This window comes from Dyella sp. C9 (genome assembly GCF_003332825.1).
In the GTDB taxonomy this organism is placed as follows: domain Bacteria; phylum Pseudomonadota; class Gammaproteobacteria; order Xanthomonadales; family Rhodanobacteraceae; genus Dyella.
Map to the genome: position 1 here is coordinate 89,017 of NZ_QIRF01000014.1, position 24,580 is coordinate 113,596.

Annotated in this window: 20 protein-coding genes; 13 read left to right on the plus strand and 7 right to left on the minus strand. The window is 65.3% G+C overall.

Annotated features, from left to right (window positions below; translation table 11 throughout):
* Nucleotides 1-4: 4 nt before the first annotated feature.
* The 3 genes from msrB to DVU99_RS15195 all read right to left on the minus strand — a co-directional run bounded on the left by msrB (nt 5) and on the right by DVU99_RS15195 (nt 3,526).
* Nucleotides 5-493 (minus strand): peptide-methionine (R)-S-oxide reductase MsrB, encoded by a 489-nt coding sequence (gene msrB / locus DVU99_RS15185; RefSeq protein ID WP_114241074.1) that lies wholly within the window; start codon nt 491-493, stop codon nt 5-7.
* Between the two features lie 100 nt (nt 494-593).
* Nucleotides 594-974 carry a TraR/DksA family transcriptional regulator gene (locus tag DVU99_RS15190; protein ID WP_114241075.1) on the minus strand — a complete coding sequence of 127 codons (381 nt, stop codon included), beginning with the start codon at nt 972-974 and terminating at the stop codon, nt 594-596.
* Between the two features lie 122 nt (nt 975-1,096).
* Nucleotides 1,097-3,526 carry a TonB-dependent siderophore receptor gene (locus DVU99_RS15195; protein ID WP_114241076.1) on the minus strand — a complete coding sequence of 810 codons (2,430 nt, stop codon included), beginning with the start codon at nt 3,524-3,526 and terminating at the stop codon, nt 1,097-1,099.
* Nucleotides 3,527-3,898: 372 nt separating this feature from the next.
* Between DVU99_RS15195 and fusA the strand changes: the two genes are divergently transcribed.
* On the plus strand, nt 3,899-6,028 hold the full coding sequence (gene fusA / locus DVU99_RS15200) for an elongation factor G (protein WP_114241077.1): 2,130 nt from the start codon (nt 3,899-3,901) through the stop codon (nt 6,026-6,028).
* A gap of 17 nt (nt 6,029-6,045) precedes the next feature.
* Here the strand turns inward: fusA and DVU99_RS15205 are convergent, their stop codons facing one another.
* Entirely contained in the window at nt 6,046-9,114 is a 3,069-nt protein-coding gene (locus DVU99_RS15205) for a sensor histidine kinase (RefSeq protein WP_198670350.1), read from the minus strand.
* Between the two features lie 221 nt (nt 9,115-9,335).
* Here DVU99_RS15205 and DVU99_RS15210 point away from each other — a divergent pair, with 221 nt between their 5' ends.
* The 10 genes from DVU99_RS15210 (at nt 9,336) to DVU99_RS15255 (ending at nt 18,373) form a co-directional block, all read left to right on the plus strand.
* Complete coding sequence (locus tag DVU99_RS15210) at nt 9,336-9,968, plus strand: response regulator transcription factor (RefSeq protein WP_114241079.1); 633 nt, start codon at nt 9,336-9,338, stop codon at nt 9,966-9,968.
* Nucleotides 9,969-10,409: 441 nt separating this feature from the next.
* The gene (locus DVU99_RS15215; RefSeq protein ID WP_114241080.1) at nt 10,410-11,231 is read left to right on the plus strand and encodes an alpha/beta fold hydrolase; all 822 of its coding nucleotides are present in this window, start codon (nt 10,410-10,412) and stop codon (nt 11,229-11,231) included.
* Nucleotides 11,232-11,297: 66 nt separating this feature from the next.
* Entirely contained in the window at nt 11,298-11,951 is a 654-nt protein-coding gene (locus DVU99_RS15220) for a hydrolase (protein ID WP_114241081.1), read from the plus strand.
* A 40-nt stretch (nt 11,952-11,991) separates the two neighbouring features.
* The gene (locus tag DVU99_RS15225) at nt 11,992-12,270 is read left to right on the plus strand and encodes a XapX domain-containing protein (protein WP_114241082.1); all 279 of its coding nucleotides are present in this window, start codon (nt 11,992-11,994) and stop codon (nt 12,268-12,270) included.
* Nucleotides 12,267-14,138, plus strand: coding sequence for an amidohydrolase (locus DVU99_RS15230; protein WP_114241083.1), 1,872 nt, complete (start codon nt 12,267-12,269; stop codon nt 14,136-14,138). Before DVU99_RS15225 ends, DVU99_RS15230 begins: the two co-directional genes overlap by 4 nt.
* A 13-nt stretch (nt 14,139-14,151) precedes the next feature.
* Nucleotides 14,152-14,604 carry a DoxX family protein gene (locus DVU99_RS15235; RefSeq protein ID WP_114241084.1) on the plus strand — a complete coding sequence of 151 codons (453 nt, stop codon included), beginning with the start codon at nt 14,152-14,154 and terminating at the stop codon, nt 14,602-14,604.
* Nucleotides 14,605-14,741: 137 nt separating this feature from the next.
* A complete protein-coding gene (locus DVU99_RS15240) occupies nt 14,742-15,596 on the plus strand; it encodes a glyoxalase (protein WP_343126333.1) in 855 nt (284 codons plus the stop codon).
* A gap of 31 nt (nt 15,597-15,627) precedes the next feature.
* Nucleotides 15,628-17,085: an alginate export family protein gene (locus DVU99_RS15245; protein ID WP_232823626.1), complete on the plus strand. Its 1,458-nt coding sequence runs from the start codon at nt 15,628-15,630 to the stop codon at nt 17,083-17,085.
* Nucleotides 17,086-17,116: 31 nt separating this feature from the next.
* Nucleotides 17,117-17,809, plus strand: coding sequence for a YoaK family protein (locus tag DVU99_RS15250; protein WP_114241086.1), 693 nt, complete (start codon nt 17,117-17,119; stop codon nt 17,807-17,809).
* Between the two features lie 45 nt (nt 17,810-17,854).
* Nucleotides 17,855-18,373, plus strand: a complete 519-nt coding sequence (locus tag DVU99_RS15255) for a Dps family protein (RefSeq protein WP_114241087.1) — start codon at nt 17,855-17,857, stop codon at nt 18,371-18,373.
* A gap of 251 nt (nt 18,374-18,624) precedes the next feature.
* Here the strand turns inward: DVU99_RS15255 and DVU99_RS15260 are convergent, their stop codons facing one another.
* Nucleotides 18,625-19,308: an aspartyl/asparaginyl beta-hydroxylase domain-containing protein gene (locus tag DVU99_RS15260; protein ID WP_114241088.1), complete on the minus strand. Its 684-nt coding sequence runs from the start codon at nt 19,306-19,308 to the stop codon at nt 18,625-18,627.
* A 247-nt stretch (nt 19,309-19,555) separates the two neighbouring features.
* On the opposite strand from DVU99_RS15260, the gene DVU99_RS15265 reads away from it, so the two are divergent.
* Together DVU99_RS15265 and DVU99_RS15270 are read left to right on the plus strand one after the other, a co-directional pair.
* On the plus strand, nt 19,556-19,813 hold the full coding sequence (locus DVU99_RS15265) for a hypothetical protein (protein ID WP_114241089.1): 258 nt from the start codon (nt 19,556-19,558) through the stop codon (nt 19,811-19,813).
* A 210-nt stretch (nt 19,814-20,023) separates the two neighbouring features.
* Nucleotides 20,024-20,698, plus strand: a complete 675-nt coding sequence (locus DVU99_RS15270; RefSeq protein WP_114241090.1) for a hypothetical protein — start codon at nt 20,024-20,026, stop codon at nt 20,696-20,698.
* 78 nt (nt 20,699-20,776) lie between these two features.
* Here the strand turns inward: DVU99_RS15270 and DVU99_RS15275 are convergent, their stop codons facing one another.
* Nucleotides 20,777-22,108, minus strand: a complete 1,332-nt coding sequence (locus DVU99_RS15275; RefSeq protein ID WP_157971459.1) for a thioredoxin family protein — start codon at nt 22,106-22,108, stop codon at nt 20,777-20,779.
* A gap of 119 nt (nt 22,109-22,227) precedes the next feature.
* Nucleotides 22,228-24,580 (minus strand): TonB-dependent siderophore receptor (locus tag DVU99_RS15280; RefSeq protein ID WP_114241092.1); only part of this gene is annotated, 2,353 nt, incomplete at its 5' end.

Genomic DNA, 24,580 nt, shown 5'->3' on the forward strand with positions numbered 1-24,580 from the left:
CGGGTCAGGCTTGATGGAAGGACCAGACAGCACCCTCCGGGGCGCCGCGTTCCAGCTTGTCGGGCAGGGGATCGGTGGCGGCGGTGAATTCCAGCGATACCGAGTTGATGCAGTAGCGCATGAGGGTGGGCGGCGGACCGTCGTCAAACACGTGGCCCTGATGGCTGCCGCAGCGCGCGCAGCGGATCTCGGTGCGGACCATCCCGTAGCTGGTATCCCGCACGTAGCTCAGATGGCGTTCGTTGAAGGGTGAGGTAAAGCTGGGCCAGCCGGTGCGGCTGTCGAACTTGTTGCCGGCGAGGAACAACGGCAGTCCGCACAGGCGGCAGCAATACACGCCTGCGCGCTTCTCGGTGAGCAGCACGCCGCAGAACGGCGACTCGGTGCCGTGATCCAGCAGTACTTCGCGTTCGTCGGGGGTGAGTCGCGATGTCAACTGGTCGAGCTGCAGCGGCGAGGGCGGTGAAAGGTCGAAGGTGGCGGGGGTGCTCACAGCGGGTCTCCTTGGCCATCCGTCATGAGTCCGGTGGTCGGCGACCGCCGGACGGTTCGCGCCTCAAGGTCGAGGCGCGCAGGCCGGATTCAAGGGGTGGCTAGCGGTCACGCTCGCGTGCCCGCTCTTCCTCGATGGTGAGCACGGCCTCCGGGGTGGCCTGGAGGCGAGCCTGGGGAATGGGGTCGCCGCTGAGGTCGGAGTAGCCGTAGGTGCCGTCAGCGATCTTCTGCAGGGCACGCTCGATGTTGGCCACACGCTGGTCGTCCACATCGTGCTGGGCTTGCCGCACTTCCTCGATCTCGCTGTCCTGCGCCCGGTCCTCGAACTCGGCGGCCTCGTCGCCATGCAGTTCCTCGTAGCTGCGTCGGCGCTCGGTGGCGCCCAGCTCCCCGCCGAGGACCTGGCGGCGCAAGGCCTCCAGCCGCTTGCGCTGCTGTTCGACGAACTCCCCGCTAAGGCGGGCCTGCTGCTCTGACATGGGCGACTCCGAAGGTGTACGAGGAACCACGGTGGTCCCGTAGCTATGGCACAGCCTTCGTTTCGCCGCAGTGAAGGTTGGGCCGGGGCCTGGCGCATGCCCGGCCCCCGGCCCGGGCCGGCTTACCAGCGATAGGCCACCTTGCCGTACACGTAGGCACCGTTGAAGCCGAACGGCGAGAACACCGAGTAGGGCAGGGTGTTGTTGTTGTTATTGGCGGGGATCACCTTGTCAGGATAGGTGTTGAGGACGTTGTCGCCGCCGAGGGTGAAGGTCCAGCGGTCCAGCGTGTAGTTCACGGCCAGGTCGAGGATCCACTTCGCGCCAAAGGTCTGGTCGAGCGAGGCGGTGGTGGAGTTGTACGAGACGAAGCTGCCGTAGCGGGTCAGCGTGCCGTTGAAGCCCCAGTGGCCCACGTTGTAGAGCTCGTTGAGGATGAGCTTGCTGCGCGGCGTGGTATCGGCCAGCAGGCCGTACTGGTCACGTCGGTCGATGCGCTTGAGGTTTACGCCCAGCTCGTTGAGGATCGCCGGGTTTGGCTTGATGTCGGTGACCTTGTTCTTGTTGTAGTTGTAGCTCAGCGTGGATTGCAGCGTGCCGACGTCGCCGAAATCGCTGAGGTAGCCGGCCACCAGGTCGATGCCCTGCGTGCGCGTGTTCACCGCGTTGGTGAAGTAGGCGATGCCGCTGTAGTTGGTGTTGGTCACTCCGTTGGCGGCCAGGTAGGCCTGCACGGCGGGCGAGGTGGTGGCCAGGTTGCTGGACAGGGTGATGCGGTTGTCGATGGTGATCTGGTAGATGTCCACGCTCAGGTTGAGCGCGTCCAGCGGGTTCCACACCGCGCCCAGCGTGTAGTTGTGCGACTTCTCCGGTTTCAGCGGCTGTGCGCCGAGCAACTGGCCGACCTGGCTGTTCACCGGCACCAGGCCGGTGTTGTAGATGCCCGCCGGCAGGCCCAGCGAGTTGCCGGCGCCGTAGTACAGCGACGAGGTGTACGAATAGTGCTGCTGGGCCAGCGAGGGCGCGCGGAAGCCGGTGGAGGCGCTGCCGCGCAGCGCGAAGCGGTCGGTGAAGTCGAAGCGGCCGGCCAGTGAGCCGGAGGTGGTATTGCCGAAGTCGTTGTAGTCCTCGTGGCGCGCGGCCAGCGAGGTGCTGAAGCGATCGGTGAGGTTGGTTTCCAGGCTCACGTACTCGGCCACGTCGTGCCGGCTATACGAGCCGGCATCGGTGGGCTGGTAGCCACCAAAGCCCTGCGCGCCGCCGGCCACGCCGGAGGTGCCGGTGTACCAGGAGGGCAGGTCGCCCGCGTCGATCTCATAGGTCTGGCGCAGGTATTCGGCGCCGAACGCCAGCGTGACCGGGTTCGGCAGCCAGCTGGTGCTGAACTCCTTGGCGATGTCCACGTCGAAGGCCTGCTGCCCGGAGCGCAGGATGCCGTCGTGAAAGCTGGTTGGGCTGTAACCGAAGTCGTGCAGGAAGGCGCGATTGACGCTGTCCTTGGTGCCATAGGAGACGCGATTGCCGCCGATGTTGCCGCTCACGTCCCAGCGCCAGCCGCCTTCGGTCTTGCCGCGCAGGCCGAACACCAGCGCGCGGTCGGTGGAATCGGCCTGCTCCAGCGGCAGATAGCCGTTCGGATACAGCGAGGGCACGGAATTGCTGCTGGCCACGTTGCGGAAGAAGGCCGGCGAGGTGGTGTCGCGGTCGCTGTAGTGGCCGAAGGCGTAGAACTGGATGCCTGGCGTGATGTCGTATTGCGCGTTGACGAACAGGTTGCGGTCCTTCACCGCCGGATCGCCGAAGCGCTGCGTCACGCCCTCCCACGGGCGCGTGCGATTGGGTTCGGAGCGATTGGTGTAGTCCTGGTTGCCGTCCTCGACGGTAAAGCGGATCCAGCCCTTGTCGTTGTTGAGCGGGATACCGAAGTTCGCCGAGCCCAGCCACTGGCGGCCGTCTCCGGCCGAATACTGGCCACCGCTGACGTCCACCTCGCCGCCTTGGCCTCCCTTCTTGAGCACGATATTGATCACGCCAGCGATGGCGTCGGAGCCGTACTGCGCCGATGCGCCGTCACGCAGCACCTCGATGTGATCGATCGCGCCGATCGGGATGGTGTTGAGGTCCACCGCCTGCGAGCCGCGGCCCAGCACGCCGTTGGTGAGCAGGATGGCGCCCGGATGCCAGCGCTTGCCATCCACCAGTACCAGCACCTGGTCGGGCGAGAGGCCGCGCAGTTGCGCCGGGCGTTGCGAATCGGCCGTATCGGAAGCCGATGGGCGCGGAAAGGTCAGCGAGGGAATGATGCGCGCCAGTGCGGTGGCCAGCTCGGTGGTGCCAGTCTGCTGCAGCGTCTGCGCCGAGACCACGTCGATCGGGGTCAGCGAGCTGCTTTCCGTGCGGTTGTCGGCACGCGTGCCGGTGACGATCACGGTGTCGAGCTTCTTGGCGTTGTCCGGCGCGGCATCCTGCGCGGCGGCGTTGGAGATGGTGGCGATGAGGGCAAAAGCGAGCAGGCTCGGCGCGGTGAGCGCGCCGTGTGAGTTCTTGTGCATGTGGCAGGTGGTCCCCAGAGTAAGTGATGCAGTGCAACAATTGCAGGCTAGTCGTTATGACAATTTGGAGTCAATAGCGGTATAGACGTCCAAATAAATCCAATGACGATTGGTTCTCTGCTCATGTCGCATCGTCATAAGCAGGGTGGAGGCCACGGGCTTGACGGGGCGGTGGTTTTCCGGGCCGCCCCGTCCGGGGCGAGGGGCGGGTCACGGTTCTGGCCCCGGGAGGGCCCGCCAGGCCTCGATTTCACGCGGCATTGATGCCGGCCTGGAAGACCCTATGTGAAGAGAGGCGCCAGGCGAGGTGAAGGGCTTTGACAGGTCCGGTTCACAGGCCCGGCTTGGGCTGGATCTTCAGGACAGGACCTCATGGCAAGGCAGAAGGCGTTAACGCTGTACCGCAACATCGGCATCATCGCCCACATCGACGCTGGCAAGACCACCACCACCGAGCGGGTGCTCTACTACACCGGCAAGAAGCACCAGATCGTCGACGTGCATGACACCAAGGACGGCAAGGGCTCGACCACCACCGACTACCTCGAGCAGGAACGCAAACGCGGCATCACCATCCAGTCCGCGGCCGTATCCACCGAGTGGAAGGGCTATCAGATCAACCTGATCGACACCCCAGGCCACGTGGACTTCACCATCGAGGTCAACCGCAGCCTGCGCGTGCTCGATGGGGCCGTGGTGGTGTTTGACGGCGTAGCCGGGGTGGAGCCGCAGACCGAAACCAACTGGCGGCTCGCCGACCAGTACAACGTGCCGCGCCTGTGCTACGTCAACAAGATGGATCGCATCGGGGCGAACTTCGAGCACAGCGTGAAGGGCATCCACGAGCGCCTGGGCGCCAACGTGCTGCTGTGCCAGGTGCCGCTGGGCAGCCATGACGAGTTCATCGGCATGGCCGACCTGGTGGCCGGCGTGGGCTACCTGTGGAAGGGCGATGACAAGGACAGCCCCTGGGACACGGTGCCACTGGAGGAGATTGCCGGGCGCGTGAAGTTCAGCGAGGCGGGTGACCAGCAGTGGGTTGCGCGGCTGGCCGAACTTCGCCAGGAAACCGTGGAGCGCGCGCTGGCCATGGACGATGCCGCCTTCGAAAAGCTCATCGAGACGGGAGAGTTCGACCTTGATACGCTCAAGCGATGCATCCGCAAGGGCTGCGTGTCCGGCAAGCTGGTGCCGGTGTTCTGCGGTTCCTCCTATCGCAACAAGGGCGTCCAGCAGTTGCTGGATGCGGTGATCGACTACCTGCCTTATCCGGGCGAGAACGGCGGCATTGCGCTGGTCGACGAAGACGGCCATGTGATCGGCGACCAGGGCGTGGTCGACGAGGCGCCCGCGCGGGCGCTGGCCTTCAAGGTCATCAACGACCAGTTCGGCACGCTCACGTTCTGCCGCATCTACTCCGGCGTGATCAAGAAAGGCGACACCTTGCTCAATGTCACGCGCGGCAGGAAGGAGCGTGTGGGCCGCATCGTCGAGGTGCAGGCCAACGCCACCCGCGAGATCGACGAGGTGAGGGCCGGCGACATCTGTGCCTTCGTCTCCATGAAGGAAACCGAGACGGGCGACTCGCTTACCGATCCGGCGCACCCAGCGCTGCTCGAGCGCATGCGCTTCCCCGACCCGGTGATCAGCGTGTCGGTGGAGCCCAAGCATCGCAACGACGTGGACAAGCTCTCCGCCGCGCTCTACAAGATGGTGAAGGCCGATCCGTCGCTGCGCCTTGAGGTGGACAAGGAAACCGGCGAGACCGTGCTCAAGGGCATGGGCGAGCTGCACCTGGAGGTGACCATCGACCGCATGCGCACCGAGCTGGGCGTGGACGCCAACATGGGCAAACCCCGCGTGAGCTTCCGCGAGGCCTTCGGCCAACAGGTGCAGCACACCTATACCCACAAGAAGCAGTCGGGTGGTTCCGGCCAGTTCGCCGAGGTCACCATGATCTTCGAGCCGCAGCCTTCGGGTACGGGCGTGGTGTTTTCCGACGAGATCGTTGGCGGTCGCGTGCCACGCGAATACATCCCTGCGGTGGAACACGCGGTGACGGTGGAGTCACGCGAAGGCCAAGTGGCCGGCTACGAGGTGGTCGATTTCAAGGCGCGACTGATCGACGGCAAGTTCCATGACGTCGACTCGTCGGCGCTGGCGTTCGAGATCGCCACGCGCCAATGCTTCCGCGAAGCGCAGCGCCTGAGCAAGCCCAAGCTGCTGGAGCCGGTGATGCGGCTGGAGGTGGTGACCGAGCCGGACTATCTGGGCGACGTGATCGGCGACATCAACCGCCGTCGCGGCAACGTCAGCGACCAGGGGCAGCGAGGCGCGCAGGCCTTCGTGCAGGGCTTCGTGCCGTTGGCCGAGATGTTCGGGTACATCAATTACCTGCGCTCGGCCACCCGAGGTCGTGGCACCTTCACCATGGAGTTCGACCACTACGAAGAAGTGCCGCCTGGCCTTGTCGACAAACTGATGGAAAGCGAGGCGAGGTAAATCTCCCGTCCGCCGCCTCACTGGGCGACGGGCGGCGTACGACGGCCCACGCGCTGCCCGGCAGGCTTGTAGGCAGCGCGGCATGGCACGGAAAGTTGCAGTTCCGTGCCATGCGGCTGGCGGCGACGCAGTACGAGCTGTGCGCCCAGTCGCTGCGCCCGCTCGCGCATGCCGACGACGCCCCAGTGGCCCCGTTCGGCGGCGGCCCGCAGTGTGGCGTCGTCCACGCCGGCGCCGTCGTCGGTAACCATGATGCGCAAGGCCCGTGCCTCGTAAGCCACATGCACGTCCACGCGCGCAGCTTGCGCATGGATGAAGGCGTTGCGGATACCCTCGCGGACTATATCCACGATCTCGTCGAAGGCGCTGGGCAGCAGCGCGCGCGGCTTGCCTTCGGTGGTGATATGGAAGGCGGTGGGGTAGATCGAGGCGAGGTTTTCGCCCACCGCCAGCAGTGACTGCACCAGCTCGGTGTACTGGGGCCCGTCACCGCGCAAGGCGATGATCTTGCCGCGACCCTCGATCACCATTTGCCTGGCTTGTTCCACCGCGGTCTTTAGCGCGAGCCTGCGTTTGTCGTCGGGCGCCATGTCGGCAAGCATGACCTGCAGTCGCAGCAGCAGGCCCTGCACGCCCTGCAGCAGGGTGTCGTGGATGTCGCGGGCAATGCGCTCGCGCTCGTTCATGCGTTCGGTCAGTTGCAGGTGCACGCGCTCGGCGGACAGTCGCATGCGCCAGGCAATGAAAGCCGCCACCAGCGCCAGTACGGCCAGCGCGCACAGTACGTGGAACCACAGGGTCTGGTAGAACCACGGGCGGATGGTGAAGCGCAGCTCGGCTCCCCGGGTGTTCCAGACGCCGTCGTCGTTCGCGGCCACCACCCGGAAGCGATACTCGCCGGGGGCGAGGTTGGAATAGAAGGCTTCGCGCCGATTGCCGGCGTCCTGCCAGGCGCTGTCCACGCCATCGAGCCGGTAGCGGAAGCCGACGCGCGCGGGCACGGCGAGACTGGTGGCGGTGTATTCCAGCTGCAAGCTGTCGGTTCCTTCGGGGAGCTGCAGCGTGTCGATGGGCGAGTAGTTCGCGCCGTTGGCCTTGAGCTTCAGGATCGAGACCGGAGGCGGCAGGGTGTTGCTGTGCAGGTCGTCTGGTGCCACCCAGGCGGGCCCCTGGTTGGTCAGGAACCAGATGTGCTGGTTGGAGTCGATCAGGCTCGTGGACACCTTGGCCGCCTGCACCGCGATGCCAGGCAGGCCGTCGCGGTAGTCGAACAGGCGATAGGCCGGCGGATGGTCGGCGTGGCCAAAGCTCGCCTCGGCCTCCTGTGCCGCGACGCGGACCACGCCTTTGCCGCCATTGAGCCACAGGTCGCCATTGGCGGCCTGGGCAATACCCGTGATGCCGTTGAACGCCTCGTTGTCGCCGACCGCCATCGGCTGGACATGGCCGTCATGCAGGCGCGCCACGCCGAGTTCACCACCAATCAGGACATCCTTGCCGCTGGCGTTGACGGTGGTGATGTTGCCCACGCGCAGGCCGTCTGCCGGCGTGTAGAGCCGCACCGTTTCGCCAGCGACATCGGCAAGGCGGTTGTCGGGGTAGCCGATCCACAGGTGACCGGCAGCATCGGCGGTCATCGCCGTCGGCGTGAGCTGGCCCAGCGATCGTCCCAGGTTCACCGGAAGCCATTGCCCGTCATGCCAGCGATAGATCCCATGCTCCGCCAGGGCCACCCAGGGATGGCCGGTGGCATCGAGCGTCAGTGCATTGACCTTGGACGTGCCCGGTGGCAGCTGCACGCTGGTGAAACTGCGGCCACGCAAGGCAAACATCTGGTTTCGCCCCACCATCCACAGCGTGCCGTCATGGGCGAACAGTGCCGCGCTGACGTCACGCAGGTCGTGTCGTACCAGTACCGCGCCTGCGTCGGTGATGCGGAACAGCTTGCCATCATTGAGGATCCACACCGAGCCAGTGGAATCCATGGCCATTGCGTAAGTCGCCGCGGCGCCCAGCGGTACGCCGGACGGCACCATCACGTTGTTCCGGTGGAAACTCGCCAGTCCCAGGTTGGTGCCGGCCCAGACGGTGCCTTCCGCGTCCTGCAGCAGCGGCACGCTCCGATCGCTCATCAGTCCGCCCGCGCGATCGATCTTCTCCGCGAAATCGGCGGGCTGCAGTGGTTGCCCTCCATTGAAACGGCCGAGGGATGCCACGCGAAAGATCCCGCCCTTGTCGACACTGGTGCCCCACAGGTTGCCGTAGCGATCGAACAGCAGGCGGTGGGCCCAGCTGGCGTCGCTTTCCGGCAAGGCCTGGGTGGAGTCCACCTGCGGGTGGTCGGCGGTCAGACCGGGCAGGGCGCGGGTACCGTGTTCGTGTTCGGACAGCCACAAGGTGCCGTCGGGGGCCTGCGCGACGATGCCGTATTTGTAGACAGGCTGCCCGGTGCTTTCGAAGCGATGCGCGCCGTGCCGCAGGAACACCAGGGTTTCGCCGGTGGTGACCCAGAGCGTACCGTCGTGCCCGACCATCGCCCAGTCGGCACGGTTGGACGGATAGTTCCAGTCCGCGCCGACGGCATGCCATCGCCGGCCATCGAAGCGGGCCAAGCCGCCTTCGGTGGCGGCCCATACAGCGCCATCGCCGGTCCGCGCAAAACTGAGCACGGTGCCGGCGGGGAACGAATCACCCGCCGTGTACTGACGAAGGTGGCCGTCGCGCAGCAGGCTGGCACCGCCGTAGTAGAAGCCGATCCACAGCGCGCCGTCGGGCAGCATGGCCAGCGCGGTGATGTCGTTGGAGCGAAATGATTCGCCGGCAGCGGGCTCGAAACGCTCGAAGCGCACACCATCGAAGCGGTACAGCCCCTGGCCCGTGCCCAGCCACAGATAACCGTCCTTGCCCTGCGCCATGGCCCAGATGTCGGCTGGTGCCCCTTGCTCGGTGGTCCACAGCTTGCGGCGAAACTCGTACTGGGCAGCATGACTGCTGCTGATGCCAGCGAGGGCAAGGCACAGCCCGGTCAGCGCGGCTCGCGCCCAGGCTGGCCAGTGCGCGCCTCGGGGCCATAAAGAACGGGTCACAGCTGGTCCCCACATGGTGATGTCGACTCCCGCCTGACGGCGATGATCGTACGGCGCAGCATAGTGCCGTCACACCTCGCCCAATAGGGTGCAAATGGTGAACGCACAATCACCCGATCGGGTGTTGAGAGCCTGCAGCCCGGGCGGGATAGTGACCGGGAATCCGGTCACCTTGCGTGCGTTGAAGATGGCTATGCAGTCATGGCTCAAGAGAACTTGTCGTGACAGATGACCCCAGTCCCATACGGGTGCTCATCGCGGATGATCACCCGGTCATGCGCGACGGCATTGCCGCCGCCATCGATAGCGGCCGTGACATGACGGTGGTGGGCGAGGCGGCCGATGGCGCGGAAGCCATCGTGAGGTTTCGCGAGTTGAACCCGGATGTCGCCCTCATCGACCTGCAGATGCCCGGCGTGGATGGTTTGCAGGCCATCTCGACCATTGCCGGCGAAAACCCTGCGGCACGCATCATCGTGCTCACTTCCTATCCTGGCGATGCGCGGGTGAAACGTGCGCTGACGTTCGGCGCCAGCGCCTACCTGCTCAAGACCGCGACCCGCGAGGAGATTCTCGCGGCGATCCGCTCGGTGATGGGTGGCCGCCGCGTGGTCGCTTCGGAAGTGGCCGGCGAGATCGCTTCGCACGCCTGGTCGGAGATGCTCAACGACCGCGAGCTCAGCGTGTTGCGGCTGGTGGCTACCGGGCATACCAACAAGCGCATCGCCGACATCCTCTGCGTGTCGGAAGACACGGTGAAGGCGCGGCTGAAAAACATCATGACCAAGCTGGGCGCCATGGACCGCACGCATGCCGTGACACTTGCGCGCAATCGCGGATTCTTCGACCAGTGAGCATCACTGGGCCTTGACTTGTAACAAGGCTGGAACGGGCGTGTGCATGCGGCCGCACGCTTGAGTGTGTCCTGCCTGATCGGGCGGGACAGATATGCCGCGAGAGGGCTACGTAATTTTCCCGGGCTGACAAGAATGTGCGGGTGCCTGCAGGGCAGACTCCTGCAGTTCACTTCCGCACCACCACGCCGCATGCATGGTTCGTCGATTCCGGCCGGGAGGGTTGTCCGAGCGGTGGTCGGCGAATGCATGGGGACACGCAAGGAATATGCCTATGTCCACGAAAGATCAGGGGGTCGACATCGATGCCGGAAGGCGCGCCTTCCTTGGCGGCATGGCGGTGGCTTCAGCCGCATGCGTGCTGCCGGTCGCCGGGTTGTCGTTGTCGTCACCCGCCTTTGGCGCCACCACTTCCTTTCACTCTTCACACGGACCTCAGACATGACCACTTTCAGCACCAAAGACGGCACGGAAATCTTCTACAAGGACTGGGGTAAGGGGCAGCCCGTGGTGTTCTCCCATGGATGGCCGTTGACTGCCGACGCCTGGGACGCGCAGATGCTGTTCCTGAGTTCGCACGGCTACCGCACCATTGCGCACGACCGCCGTGGCCACGGCCGCTCCAGCCAGCCGTGGGACGGCAACGACATGGATACGTATGCCGACGACCTGGCCACGCTGATCGACAAGCTCGACCTGAAGAACGTGGTGTTGGTGGGGCACTCCACCGGTGGTGGCGAAGTGGCGCATTACATTGGTCGCCACGGCAACGGACGCGTGGCCAAGGCCGTGCTGATCGGCGCGGTGCCGCCGATCATGGTGAAGAGCGCGAGCAATCCCGGCGGCACGCCGATCGAAGTGTTCGATGACATCCGTGCCAAGACGCTGGCTGACCGCTCGCAATTCTTCAAGGATCTTTCGGGGCCGTTCTACGGTGCCAACCGTCCGGGCAGCAAGGCCACGCAGGGCATGCGCGACTCGTTCTGGCTGCAGGGCATGTTGGGCGGGTTGAAGGGCCTGTACGACTGCATCAAGCAGTTCTCCGAAGTGGATTACACGCCCGACCTGAAGAAGATCGAGGTGCCGACCCTGGTCATCCATGGCGACGACGACCAGATCGTGCCGATCGACGACGCCGGCCGCCTTACCGCCAAGATCGTCAAGCACGCCACGCTCAAGGTGTATCCCGGTTCGCCGCACGGCCTCACTGCCACGCACCAGGAACAGGTCAACAAGGACCTGCTCGAGTTCATCCGTTCGTGATCCCCCGGGGCGCCGGTTGCCCGTCGCAAACCGGCGCCCGTCACCCCCGTCGCACCGGAGTTCCCCATGGCCATCACCGCAACCCCCACTCCTGGCAAGAAGCTGCTGACCCCGAAGGATCACGCCTTGATCCTGATCGACTTCCAGTCGCAGATGTCCTTTGCCACCCATTCCATCGACGCCACGCTGCTGCGCAACAACGCGGCACTGGTTTCCCATGCTGCGGCCAGCTTCAAGGTGCCGACCATCCTCACCACGGTGGCGGAGAAGAGTTTTTCAGGCCCGATGTTCAGCGAGATCACCGATCCCTTCCCGGGCCAGGCGCTGCTCGACCGCACGTCCATGAACACCTGGGAGGACGCTGCCGTGATCAAGCGCGTCAACGAGATCGGCAAGGAGCGCCTGGTGTTCGCCGGACTGTGGACCTCGGTTTGCATCGTCGGCCCGACGCTGTCGGCGCTCGACCAGGGTTACGAGGTGTATGTGATCGCCGACGCCTGCGGTGACGTTTCGGCCGAAGCGCACGACCGCGCCATGGATCGCATGGTGCAGGCGGGTGTTCGCCCGATGACCTCGTTGCAATACCTGCTCGAGCTTCAGCGTGACTGGGCGCGCACCGAGAGCTACGACAGCACGACCGGCATCGCCAAGCGCTTCGGCGGTGCCTACGGCCTGGGCATTACCTATGCCAAGGCCATGTTCGGGGCCCACGAAGGCTGATCGGCAAGACGCCGGCGTGTCCGGCGTGGAGAAGTGTGCGATGAAAAGCTACGTGATCTCGTTGGCTGCCGGTCTGCTGGTCGGCATTGTCTATGGCCTGCTCAAGGTACGTTCGCCGGCGCCACCTGTGGTGGCCCTGATCGGCCTGCTGGGCATCCTGATCGGCGAACAGGTGCCGCCACTGGTGCGACACCTGTGGCAGCGCCAGGGTACCGCCACGAGCTGGGTCGGCCAGCAGGTCAAGCCACATGTCTTCGGCGAGCTGCCTTGCTCGGCCGAGCTCAAGGCGTCGCGTGACGCAAAGGAATCGCAATCATGAGTGCACCCGAATTGATCCTGCACGGCGGGCGTTTCACTACGCTCGATCGCTCCCGGCCGGAAGCCGAGGCCGTGGCAATTGCCGATGGAACGTTTGTTGCTGTCGGCGCAGCGGCCGAGGTCATGCCGCTGGCCGGCCCGCAGACCCGTGTGATCGACCTGAAGGGCAGGCGTGCATTGCCCGGCTTGATCGACAATCATCTGCACATCATTCGCGGTGGCCTCAACTACAACATGGAGCTGCGCTGGGATGGTGTGCGCTCGCTCGCCGACGCCATGGCCATGTTGAAGGCGCAGGTGGCGATCACGCCGCCACCGCAATGGGTGCGTGTGGTGGGCGGGTTCACCGAGCATCAGTTCGCGGAGAAGCGCCTGCCGACCATCGAGGAGCTCAATGCGGTGGCGCCGGATACGCCGGTGTTCCTGCTGCACCTGTACGATCGCGCCATCCTCAATGCCGCTGCCTTGCGGGTGGTGGGTTATACGCGCGACACGCCGGAGCCGCCCGGTGGCGAGATCGTGCGTGACGCCTCGGGCAACCCCATTGGACTGCTGCTGGCCAAGCCCAATGCCAGCATCCTCTACGCCACCCTGGCCAAGGGCCCGAAGCTGCCCTACGACTATCAGCTGAACTCCACGCGGCACTTCATGCGCGAGCTGAATCGTCTCGGCGTCACCGGCGCCATCGACGCGGGCGGCGGCTCGCAAAATTACCCGGAAGACTATGCGGTGATCGAACAGCTGGCCGCAGAGGGCAAGCTCACCATCCGGCTGGCGTACAACCTGTTCACGCAGAAGCCCAAGCAGGAGAAGGACGACTTCCTCAACTGGACGCGTACCTCCAAGTACAAGCAGGGCGATGACTACTTCCGGCATAACGGTGCCGGCGAAATGCTGGTGTTCTCCGCGGCGGACTTCGAGGATTTCCGGCAGCCACGCCCGGACATGCCGCCGGAGATGGAAGGCGACCTGGAGGCGGTGGTGCGCATCCTGGCCGAGAACCGCTGGCCCTGGCGCATGCATGCCACCTACGACGAAACCATCAGCCGCGCGCTGGATGTGTTCGAGAAGGTCAATCGCGACATTCCGCTGGCTGGGTTGAACTGGTTCTTCGATCACGCCGAAACCATCTCCGAGCGCTCGATCGATCGCATCGCCGCGCTCGGCGGCGGTATCGCCGTGCAGCACCGCATGGCCTACCAGGGCGAGTATTTCGTGGAACGCTACGGTGCCGCCGCGGCGCAGGCGACACCACCGGTGGCGCGCATCCTGGAGAGGGGCGTGAAGACCTCGGCGGGCACCGACGCCACGCGCGTGGCGTCGTACAACCCCTGGGTGTCGCTGGCCTGGCTGGTCACCGGCAAGACCGTGGGTGGGCTGGGTATCTATCCGCGCCGCAACTGCCTCGACCGCGAAACCGCATTGCGCATGTGGACCGAGTACGTCACCTGGTTCTCCAATGAGGAGGGCAAGAAGGGCCGCATCGCGGTAGGGCAGCTCGCCGACCTGATCGTGCCCGACCGCGACTACTTTGCCTGTGCGGAGGACGATATCGCCGACACCACTTCGCTGCTTACCGTGGTGGGCGGCCGCGTGACGTATGGCGCGGGCGACTTCGACAGGTGGAACGAAGTGGAGGTGCCGCCGGCCATGCCGGAGTGGTCGCCGGTGCGCGTGTATGGCGGTTTCGGTGCGTGGGCACAGGCACGCGAAAGCACGCGGCAGGCGCCGGCGCAGGCCGCTTGTGGCTGCAGCCATGGTTGTGGCGTGCACGGGCATGACCATGCCACCGCGTGGTCGAGCAAGCTGCCGATTGCCGACCTCAAGTCGTTCTGGGGTGCGCTGGGCTGCTCATGCTGGGCGATATGAGGCAGGTGAAGACATGGCGGCAGTGAGCGGGCAAGGGGGGTTCGATCGCCTGGCAAGGCGATTCGCTGCGCCGGCGGTCATGTGGCTCGCGCTGCTGGCCTTGTGCGCGGCCTACCTGCAGGGCGGCATCCAGAAGTTGCTGGACTTCCCCGGTGCAGTGGCGGAAACCGCGCACTTCGGGCTGTCACCGGCCACTCCGGTGACGGTGGTGACCATCGTGCTCGAACTGGGGGGCTCGCTGGCCATCCTGCTCGGCCGCGGGCGCTGGCTGGGTGCGTTGCTGCTGGCCGGCTTCACCCTGCTGGCGACTTTCGTGGCCAACCGTTTCTGGGATGCGCCGCCGGTCGAACGGTTCGGCCTCACCAACGCCTTCTTCGAACACCTGGGCCTGGTCGGCGGCTTCCTGCTGGTGGCCTGGCACGACCTGCGCGCACGCGGCCAGGGCACTTCAGGGTCTTTGCCATGACGTCACGCCAAATCCATTCCATCTCATTTCTCATGGGCCATCACGGCTTGTCCAAGGAGTCACTCATGCGCATTAATTCAAATCTGAAGACGGCCGTGCTGGGCCTGTTGCTGTCAGGGCTGTCAGCGGTTTCGGTCATGGGTGTGGCCGAGGCCAAGGAGGTGACCCAGGCCGTGACGCCGGTGGTGGCGGTGGGGCCGCAGTACGACACCACCCATGTCTATGTCGCCCCGGAAGACGTGGATCGTTTCGTGGCGAGTTTCCTGGCGACGTTTGGCGGGCAGAGCACCAAGCAGGTGGTTGCGACGGTGACGCCCACGCCGAGCAGCACCACCTCGCAGTTGTTGCAGACGCCCGTGGGCACCGTATCGCTGTTCGGCTTCAAGACCCCGATTCCGTTTCCGTTCGGTGCGGAACGTACCGGCTACCTGGTGACCGATCTCGACCAGGCCGTAGCCGCCGCGCGCGCCTCCGGCGCCGACGTGCTGGTGCAGATCTTTCCCGATCCGATCGGTCGCGATGCCGTCATCCAGTGGCCCGGCGGCGTCAACATGCAGCTCTACTGGCACACCACGCCGCCGAACTATGCGCCGTTCCAGACCATTCCGGAAAACCGCGTCTATGTGTCGCCGGATCGTGCCGATGCCTTCGTGCACAGCTTCGTGAGGTTCTCGCACGGCAAGGTGGTGTCCGATGATGCCCACGCGCCGGGCGCGGAAATCGGCCGGCCGAGCGACACCTATCGGCGCATTCGCATCGAATCCACCTTCGGCAAGATGACAGTGCATGTCACCGATGGCCATCTGCCGTATCCGTATGGCCATGAATTGACGGGCTATGAGGTATCCGATCTCGCCGCCACGCTGGACAAGGCCAAGGCCAATGGCGCGCAGGTGCTGGGGCCGGCGGTCCATGGCGGGGATCGCGATTCGGCGGTGGTGGAGTTCCCGGGCGGTTACGTTGCGGAGATCCACGCCAGCGCGGGTCATTGACTCGATGCAGGTGGCGGGGTGGTCATCAGGCATGACGTGGACGGCTGGTCGCTCCGCCTGCCTGTGGCTGGTAGGCATGGGCGGCCTGTGGCTGGCTTCGTGGAGCGCGGCGGTCATGGCGCAGGCACAGGACGCCTCGGCCGAGGCTACTTCGTTGACGCCTGCGCAGGATGAGGCCGCGCGGCCGGTCCTGCGCAGCAATCGCTGGCAGGAGGACTGGTCGGTGCTTGCCGATCCCGCCCTGCGAACGCGATGGGGCGATGCACTGAAGTACATCGCCTTGAGCACGGCGGACCCCAAGGTCTATTTGTCATTTGGCGCCAACCTGCGCGAGCGGGTGGAGATGTCCGATGCGGCGAGCTTCGGCATCGGCAATCCGAACAACACCTACCTGCTGCAGCGCCTGCAGTTGCACGCGGACCTGCGCTTCGCGCAGTACTGGCAGGCCTTCGTGCAGGTGGAGGATGCGCGCACGGTGAACAAGCAGGTGATTGGCGGCGCGGACCGCAATCCGTGGGATCTTCGCCTGGCCTTTCTTGCCTACGTGCGGAAGTTCGAGAGCGGCACGTTGAAGGCGCGCGTGGGCAGGCAGGATTTCGCCTTTGACCTGCAGCGCTTCGTGTCCCTGCGCGACGGCCCCAACGTGCGCCAGTCGTTCGATGCGGCCTGGGCCGACTGGGAAGCCGGGAAGTGGCGCTTCATTGGCTTCGTCAGCCAGCCGGTGCAATACAAGGACCAGCATCCGTTCGACGACACCTCCAACCGCCACTTCCGGTTCAACATGCTGCGCGTGGAGCGCCTGGTGTGGGGGCATGACGAGCTGTCGGCCTATTACGCCCTGTACAGCCGTGACAACGCGCACTACCTCGACGCTGCGGGCAACGAGCAGCGTGAGGTGTACGACGCCCGCTTTGCCGGCAATGCAGCCGGTTTCGACTGGGATCTGGAGGGCATGGCGCAGCGCGGCACGGTGGGCAGCAAGGACATTGATGCCTGGGGCTCGGGTGCGCGTGCAGGCTATACCTGGCAAGGGTTCGGCTGGCAGCCGCGGCTCGGGCTGCAGGCGGACGCCGCATCGGGTGACCATCATCCCGGTGGCCAGTCGCTGGGTACCTTCAACCCGCTGTTTCCCAATGGCTATTACTTCACGCTGGCCGGTTTTACCGGCTACACCAACCTGGTGCACATCAAGCCCAGCGTCACGCTGAAGCCGCTGCCGGCGCTTACCCTCATGGGGGAGGTCGGTTTCCTGTGGCGGGAGACCACGGCCGATGCCGTCTACGTGCAGCCGAACATCCCGTTGGCGGGCACGGCGGGCGAGGGCGGGCACTGGACCGGCGTCTATGGGCAGCTGCGCGCGGATTACGCTTTCAACGCGAACTTCACCGGTGCAGTGGAAGCTGTGCACTATGACGTGGGCCGGGCCATCCGGGTGGCCGGCGGACGCGATGCCGACTATCTTGGCGTCGAGCTGAAATTCATGTGGTAACACCCGTGGCCAAGAAAGGATCCGCGCGCGCATGACCGACAAGCCCCTATTGCCGACGATACTCAGCGTGAACGCCGGGTACGTCGACACCGCCGGCTTCCTGGCCCTGCATGGCCTGTTCACCGCGCATGTCACCGGCAACTTCGTCACCATTGGCGCAGCTCTGGTGCTGGGAACCTCGGGCATCGTGGCCAAGCTGCTGGCCTTGCCGGTGTTCTGCCTGGTGGTGATGGGCGCACGCCTGCTGCGCTACCGGCTAATGGCGAAAGGGCGCTCGGTGGTGAGCAACCTGCTGCTCATCAAGCTTGCGCTTTTCATCGTGGCTGCGGTGCTGGCGCTGTACCACGGCCCGTTCGGGCAGGGTGACAGCTGGCAGGCGGTGGTCACCGGCATGACCCTCGTCAGCGCCATGGCGATCCAGAATGCCGTGCATCGTGTGCACCTGGGCAGTGCACCGCCATCCACCCTGATGACCGGCACGACCACCCAGATCATGCTCGATGTGGCCGATCGCATCCATGGTGTGAGCGAGCAGCAGAAAGCCGCGATCAACGTGCGACTGGTGCGCATGAGCCTGGCGGTACTGGCCTTCGCCAGCGGCTGCGCGCTGGCTGCCGTGCTGTATGCCTTCACCAGCATGTGGTGCTTCGCCTTGCCACCCGTGCTGGCGCTCGCGGCCTACCTGCGGCAGGAAGACGCCGCGGTGGCCGCACATTCCACCTGAAGCTTTTCCAGACCCATCCCCCACGCAAGCCAGAGGAGATTCGTGATGAGCGATGCAAGCAAAGCCAAGACGCGCCGCAAGGCCGCCCTCAATACGCCTTCGCCACTGGGTGCCGATGCCACCCGGGACATTTCCGGCGAGCTGAATGCGCTGCTGTCCGATGTGCTGGCGCTTTACCTCAAGACCAAGAATTTCCACTGGCACATGTCCGGCCCGTACTTCCGCGATTACCACCTGCTGCTGGACGAGCAGTCGGACCAGATCTACGCCACGGTCGACCCCATCGCCGAGCGCGTGCGCAAGCTTGGCGGCACCACGCTGCGCTCGCTGGGCCATGCCGCGCGGCTGCGCCGCCTGCTGGACAATGACGCTGATTTCGTCACGCCGGACGACATGCTGGCCGAGCTGCGCGAGGACAATATCCAGCTGGCCGCCTACATGCGCGCCACGCACGAACTGTGCGACGAGCACGGCGACGTGGCCACCGCGAGCCTGCTGGAAAACTGGATCGACGAGGCCGAGCGCCGCGTGTGGTTCCTGTTCGAAACCAGTCGTCGCGCCTGAGTTGCACGGGGGTGATCAGTGATCGCCCCGTAGCGGCGCAAGCGTGTGATTGCGCCAGTGTGCAGTGGGCCTGCGTCGTGGCGCAGGCCCTGGCAGCGTGAGTCGCTGAAGTTCGCGCTGCGCGATCTCGCCGGCATGCGACTCCTGCATGCCGGCGGAAAATGGCCGTGACGTCACGAGCGGCCCGGATCAGTCAAGGTATCGCGACCCGTATTCCCGGGCGTGCGGACCCATGCGAGCCAGGCGATGCCTCAGTCCAGTCCCCGCCAGCGGGCGACCATGCCGACGCCGGCGGTTACCGCGCGCGAGAGCAGTCGCAGGTCCAGCGGCATGGCCGGGCGTCGCACGTCCAGCAGCAGCGCGATGCGCGTGTGCTCGCTGTGGTTCCACACCTCGTGCGGATAGGTGTCGTCCCACAACAGGCTCTCGCCCTGGGCCAGTCGGTACTCGTTGCCGGCCAGCCATAGCACCGCGCCCGGCCGGCCGTCCGGTCCCGGAGGCGCTTCGAGGTTCAGCTGATAGCGCAGGATGCCCCGGAAAGGGCCTTCGTGCCGGGGAATGTGCTTGTGTGGCGCGAGGAATGACAGCGTCGCCGACAACACGTCCGGGCATTCGTCGAGTATCGAGGCCAGGACAGGGCAGGCCTCGAGGTGCGAGCGCAGGCCCTGTCCATAGACCTTGAGAAGGTACATGCGCCAGTCCTTGCCGTCGCTGGCCGAGATCTCGGCCTGGGCGGGCATGATTTCGTGGAAGCGGGGAATGGAGGGCGAGTTCTCCAGCACCGCCAGCGCCTCCTGGCGAATCTGTGGCCAGGCAGCCTGGAAACGCGTGGCATCGGGAAAGTAGGTCGCGGTATCGAGTACTGGTGGTGTATTGATCCGGGAGTCGTACACGCGGCGCATGGTCCGCGATGACAGCTCGTAGAACGATTCCATCTTCGGCTTCCCTCGGTGCATGGGCTGTAGCGCCGGCTGGGCTGCGCATTCCGGCGCAGCCTTGGGCGTCACGGTAACGACAGATATCTCCTTGGCATGTGAACGCGCGGCCGTCGCTCCGGACGACAGCCCGGCGCGTTGCCGTTTCGCAAAAACATCTGCTGAGTTGTTGTATTTCGGCAAATTTTTGCTTGCTATTTTACGTGACGTCACATAAAATTTGTTCAACATTTCAGGAGGCTGCGCCATGGTTGATCCACTCGATCCCGGAACGATTTCGTTGCCATTGACGTTCAAGCGGAGTCGCGGGCGTCCGCGCAAGCTGGATGCGCTGAGCCCGGCCGAGCGGGCGCGGCGTTATCGCGCCAGGAAGAAGGCGATGTCCCTGCATGTGGTGCCTGCCTCGGCCTATGCCCAAGCGCTGCGCGAGCGCGACGAGGCTCGTGCCCAGCTTGATCAGCTGCGCCGCGATCTTGAGCAGCTCAAGGGTCAGCTGCTGCATTGATGGGCGGGCCGGTCGTGTATTCGCCGCGCGGTGGCGGCGGCGTCACGATGCTTCGTGGCTTTTTCGATGTCCTGCGGCGTCAGTGGCCCGCGGGCGATGCTGCTGTTTCGGGTTGGATGTCGACGATTCCGGGGCGGGTGATGCCGTCTGGCCGACCGTCCCTTCCGTTACTCCCGGGTGCTGGTCGTCGTCACACGCAGGAAGAGGCGCATGTACAAGGTGCTCGGCATGATCGTTCTGGCGGCCGCGGTGATGCCGGTGGTCTCGCGAGCGCAGTCGCCCGATGACCGGATGTGCCGCAATGGTTTGTTCGCCGATGACGACGTGGCGTTTTCGCTGGCACGCGTAGGCGGCAGCGAGCGCCTGTACTTCCAGGATGATTCGGCCGGATGCCCGGCCCGTGGTGAGGCGGTCTGCCGCCAAAAGGCGTACGTCGTGCCGGGGGACGTGCTGGTCCTCGGCAAGCGGCTGGGCATGTTTCGTTGCGCCTTCTATCCCAACAAGGTTGGCGGCAGTGCTGGCTGGATCGCGCAGGACCGCGTGGAGGACATCCCTGTCGAGTCCAGCCCCTCGCTGGCGCGCTGGTCCGGAGCGTGGGTCGATGGCGACGACCGGATCCATATCACGGTCAAGGGCGCCGTACTCCACGCACAAGGTGAGGCCTGGTGGCCATCGAAGCACCCTTTGCCGACAGAGGTTCCCGGCGGAGCCAACGAAGGCAGCTTCGAGGGATCATCCGCGCCGGATCGCAACGTGGCGATCTTCACCGATGGTGTGTGCAAGGTGAGGGCTACGCTGGTGAACGCACTGCTCGTGGTCAGCGACAACCGCGCCTGTGGCGGCATGAACGTGCGCTTCGCCGGCATCTATCGAAGAAAGCCCTGAATGCACTGGCCGCCGATGTGGCTGCATCTTCCGGCAGCCCGCCGGCCCACGAGCTGTGCGTGAGCCGGCTATTTCGTGTCATGCGTTGAGCTGCGCCTTGAGTGCCGCGACCTGCTTGGGGAACCAGGGGCCATTGGTTTCCAGCACATCGGCGACCACTTTCTTCGCCTCGTCATCGCGATGCAGTGCCTTGAGCGCCTTGACCTGCTGCAGCGCGACGGCCAGGCGGTTCGCGCCATAAGCCTTATCGGACGCCTTGGCGAGCCAGGGCAGCGCATCGGCCGGCTTGCCGGCTTCCACCAGGCTGCGGCCGTAACGGTAGGCGTATACGTAGTCGTCCGGATAAGCGGCAATCAGCTTGTGCTGGTATTCGTCCAGCTCGGCGGTTCGGCCCGCGCGGGTGAGGTACATGCGCAGGTTGTCGGCCAGGTTGCGATCGCTGGCGAGGTTGTTGCCAAGCCGTTCGCGCGTCAGCGCGATGGCGCGGTCCAGCACGCGCGCTTCTGCTGCGGTGTCGCCCACCGCCTTGTCCAGGTCGGCGCTCGCGACCACGGCGCTGCGCTGGTCGGCGCAGGCGGGCTTGGCCACCAGCACCTGGGTGTCCAGGTAACGATCGAACGACGGGCGCTGCGCGGATAGCACGGCCTTGCGTTGTGCCGCCGGCAGGCTGCTGCTCGCGTTGAACAGGTTGTCGAGCACGTACGGGCGCAGGCAGCCGACGTCGCCGGCCAGTACTTTCTGTGCCTGCTCGATGATGCCCTTGTTGTCATTGGCTTCCACGGCCTTCGCCAGCGCGAGCTGGTCCAGTGCCAGCGTGACGCGCGCCTGCTTGCGCGCGGCCTGCTGTTGGCTGGCCGGCAGGTTGGCGAACCAGGCAAGGCCGGCCTCGCCCTCGCTGCGCGCCTGGTAGGCCTCCAGCACGTCGGCGATGGCATCGACGGAGCCCTTGGCGGCGTTCGCCTTGAGTCCATCCAGGGTGTTGCCGGTGGCGAGGATGGCATTGACCTGCGGGTAGAACTTCTCGCGCGGCTGCTCGGCCGAGATGCGTCCCAGTTCGTTGCCGTTGGCATCGAGCACGACGTAACTGGGCAGGAAGGTGGCCTTGAGCTTCTTCATCCACAGCTGGCCGTCGGGCGAGTCGGCGTCTGCATCGACCACGATCGCCTTGCGCTTGACCGCCTCCCAGTCCGGGCCGGTGAGCACGTGGCTGGCCATGTAGTAGCACGAGTAGCACCACACTGCGTGGAAATCGACCAGTACCGGGCGGTGCTGCTGCTGCGAGGCCTTGAGCGCGTCGGCGATGGTGGTCGGCTCCGGGTCTTCGGCGGCGTGCAGTACGGCCGCGGGCAGCAGCGAGCACAGCAGGGCGAGTCCAAGGGCGGCTTTCCGGTGGAGGGCGATGGTATGCATGGTCGGTTGCCTTGGCGGGTGAGCAGTCATCATGGGTATGAAAGAGGTCGGATGGCCGGCCGGCCTGGCCGGCCACCCGGTGGCCCCGGGGCGAGGGGCGCCCCGGGGCCGAACTGGACTCAATAGTCGTAGGTGGCGCTCAGCTGCACATAACGCGGCTGCTGGCGAACCACGGCCGAGCCGTACAGCGGATCCGGCGTGCCTGGCGAGATCTGGTAGTACGGGTAGGCGTTGAGGATGGCCTGCGAGTTGAACAGGTTGAACACGTTGAGCGTGAAGCCCAGCTTGTGGTCGGCGAAGGCCGGCCGGTAGGTGGTGCCCACGTCGACCTGCTTGTTCCACGGCAGGCGATGGGTGCCCGGCGGCGAGGGCTGGCCGCCGCACCAGTGATAGAAGCTGCCGTAACCATCCGGATCGGTCTGGTTGGGGCCGTAGTAACCCAGGCAGTTGCGCGGATTGCCCGAAACCAGCGATACGTTGCCGGACACCAGCCATTCCGGCGTGAACTGGTAGTAGCCGAACAGCTTGATCTGGTGCGTGTGGTCGTTGCTCTGCGCGCCATTGCTGGAGGACATCAGTGCCGGGAAGTCCCAGTCGATGCTGGTCGACGCCGCGGTCTGCTGGATGTCCGAACGCAGCTGGCCTTCGGTGTCGCCATAGCTGCGCGAGAACACGTAGTCGATCTTGCCGTACCAGTGGCCGTCGAACGGGTGCTCCAGGAAGGCCTCCAGCGAGTAGTACTTGCGCTTGAGCGGCGGGAAGCCCATCTCGTCGTTGGTCAGCGTGACGCTGCGGTACGCGCCGCTGGTGTCGACCACGGTGAAGGTGTTCGCCCGTCCCGGGTTGATCAGGTAGCAGCTGTTGGTGGCGCTGACGTCATAGCCCAGCGATGCGGCCTTGTTCTCGATCGCCGGCACGTCGCAGTAGTCGTCGATGGCATTGCGCAGGATGCGCTGGGTCAGCTTGGCGCCGTACACCCACTGGTCATCGATGGCCTTGGTGAAGCCGAGCATGAACTCGTCCTGGTACTCCGGCTTGATGTTCTGCGCGGTCACCGTCTTGGGGTCGGGCAACACGCCATAGGTGTTGTTCGGCGACACCGGGTTGGAGAACGGGGTCAATCCGGTCGGCGTGCCATCGGCGGCGATGCCGGTATAGGTGAAGTACTGCTGGGTGGACACGTAGGCGCCCGCGGCGTTCAACGCCGGGTTGAGCGGCAGGCCCAGGTAGTAGCGGCCGGCATTGCCGTAGACCTTGAAGCTGGAGTCGCCGTTGACGTCCCAGCTGAAGCCAAGGCGTGGCGCCCACTGTGCGCTGCGCTGGCGGATATAGGCCTGGCCGTCGGCGTTGTAGTCGGTGAACTGGTCGTTGCGCAGGCCCAGCGAGAGCAGCCAGCGATCGGTGACCTGCCACTTGTCCTCGATGTACTGCGCACGCTGCGCCGAGCGCACGCTGGCGATCGAGCTGTTGACGTACTGGATGGCGTAGTAGCCGGTGGCGCCACCCGGATAGTTGGCCGGCGCGCCCACGCCCAGGTTGGGAATCAATGCCACGGTCGGCGTGGTGGTGTAGGCGTAGTCCCAGTAGTAGCCCGGTCCGGACGTCTGGCTGCCCTGGTCGATCGCGCGCGAATTCTGGTTGTCGATGCCCGCGGTGATCGTGTGCGAGCCCAGCTGGTAGCTGAGGGCGATGCGCAGGTTGTTGCTGTCGTTGTGGCGGTTGGGGTTGTACAGCGAGGAGATCACCTGGCTGTTGCCGATGGCCGTGCCGCCGTTGAACGCGGAGTTCTGGTTCTGAGTACCGGTGACGTAGGTGAGGCTGCCGTCGTAGTTGCCCGGCGCGTCGTAGTTCATCAGCTTCATCTTGCCGTACAGGGCGGAGAAGGTGAGGCTGTCGGTGATGTAGCTGGTGAACTTGGCGGTGTACAGGTCGCCGCCGGTCTTGGTGTTGTCATCGTAGTTGATGAAATTGCCGCGCGACAGCGTGGTGTAGTCGTAGTCGTAGATGGTGCCGGAGGTCTCGCGCTTGCTGGAGGCGCCGGTGACCTCGAGGATGTTGCTGTCGGTGATGTTCCAGTCCAGCTTGGCGTACCACTTGGGCAGGTTGTAGTGGTAGTTCACCTCCGGCTTGGCGCTGGACACATTGTTCACCGTGGTGCCGTCCTGTCGCGAGGCCTCGGCGGCCAGGAACAGGAACAGCTTGTCCTTGATCAGCGGGCCGCCGATGTAGGCATCGTAGGTGGTGCTCCACTGGCGGTTCTTGCTGTTGGGGTCATACAGGTTGCCGGCCACCGGCGAGGCGGGCAGGCCGTTGGTGTAGTAGGTGTTGGTGCCGTCGGCCTGGGCAAACTCCGGCGACCACAGTACCTGGCCGCCGAAATGCCACTCGTTGGTGCCGCGCTTGCCGACCTGGTTGATCACGCCGCCGTCGGAGCGGCCGTACTGGGCACTGTAGCCGCCCAGGCGCTTATAC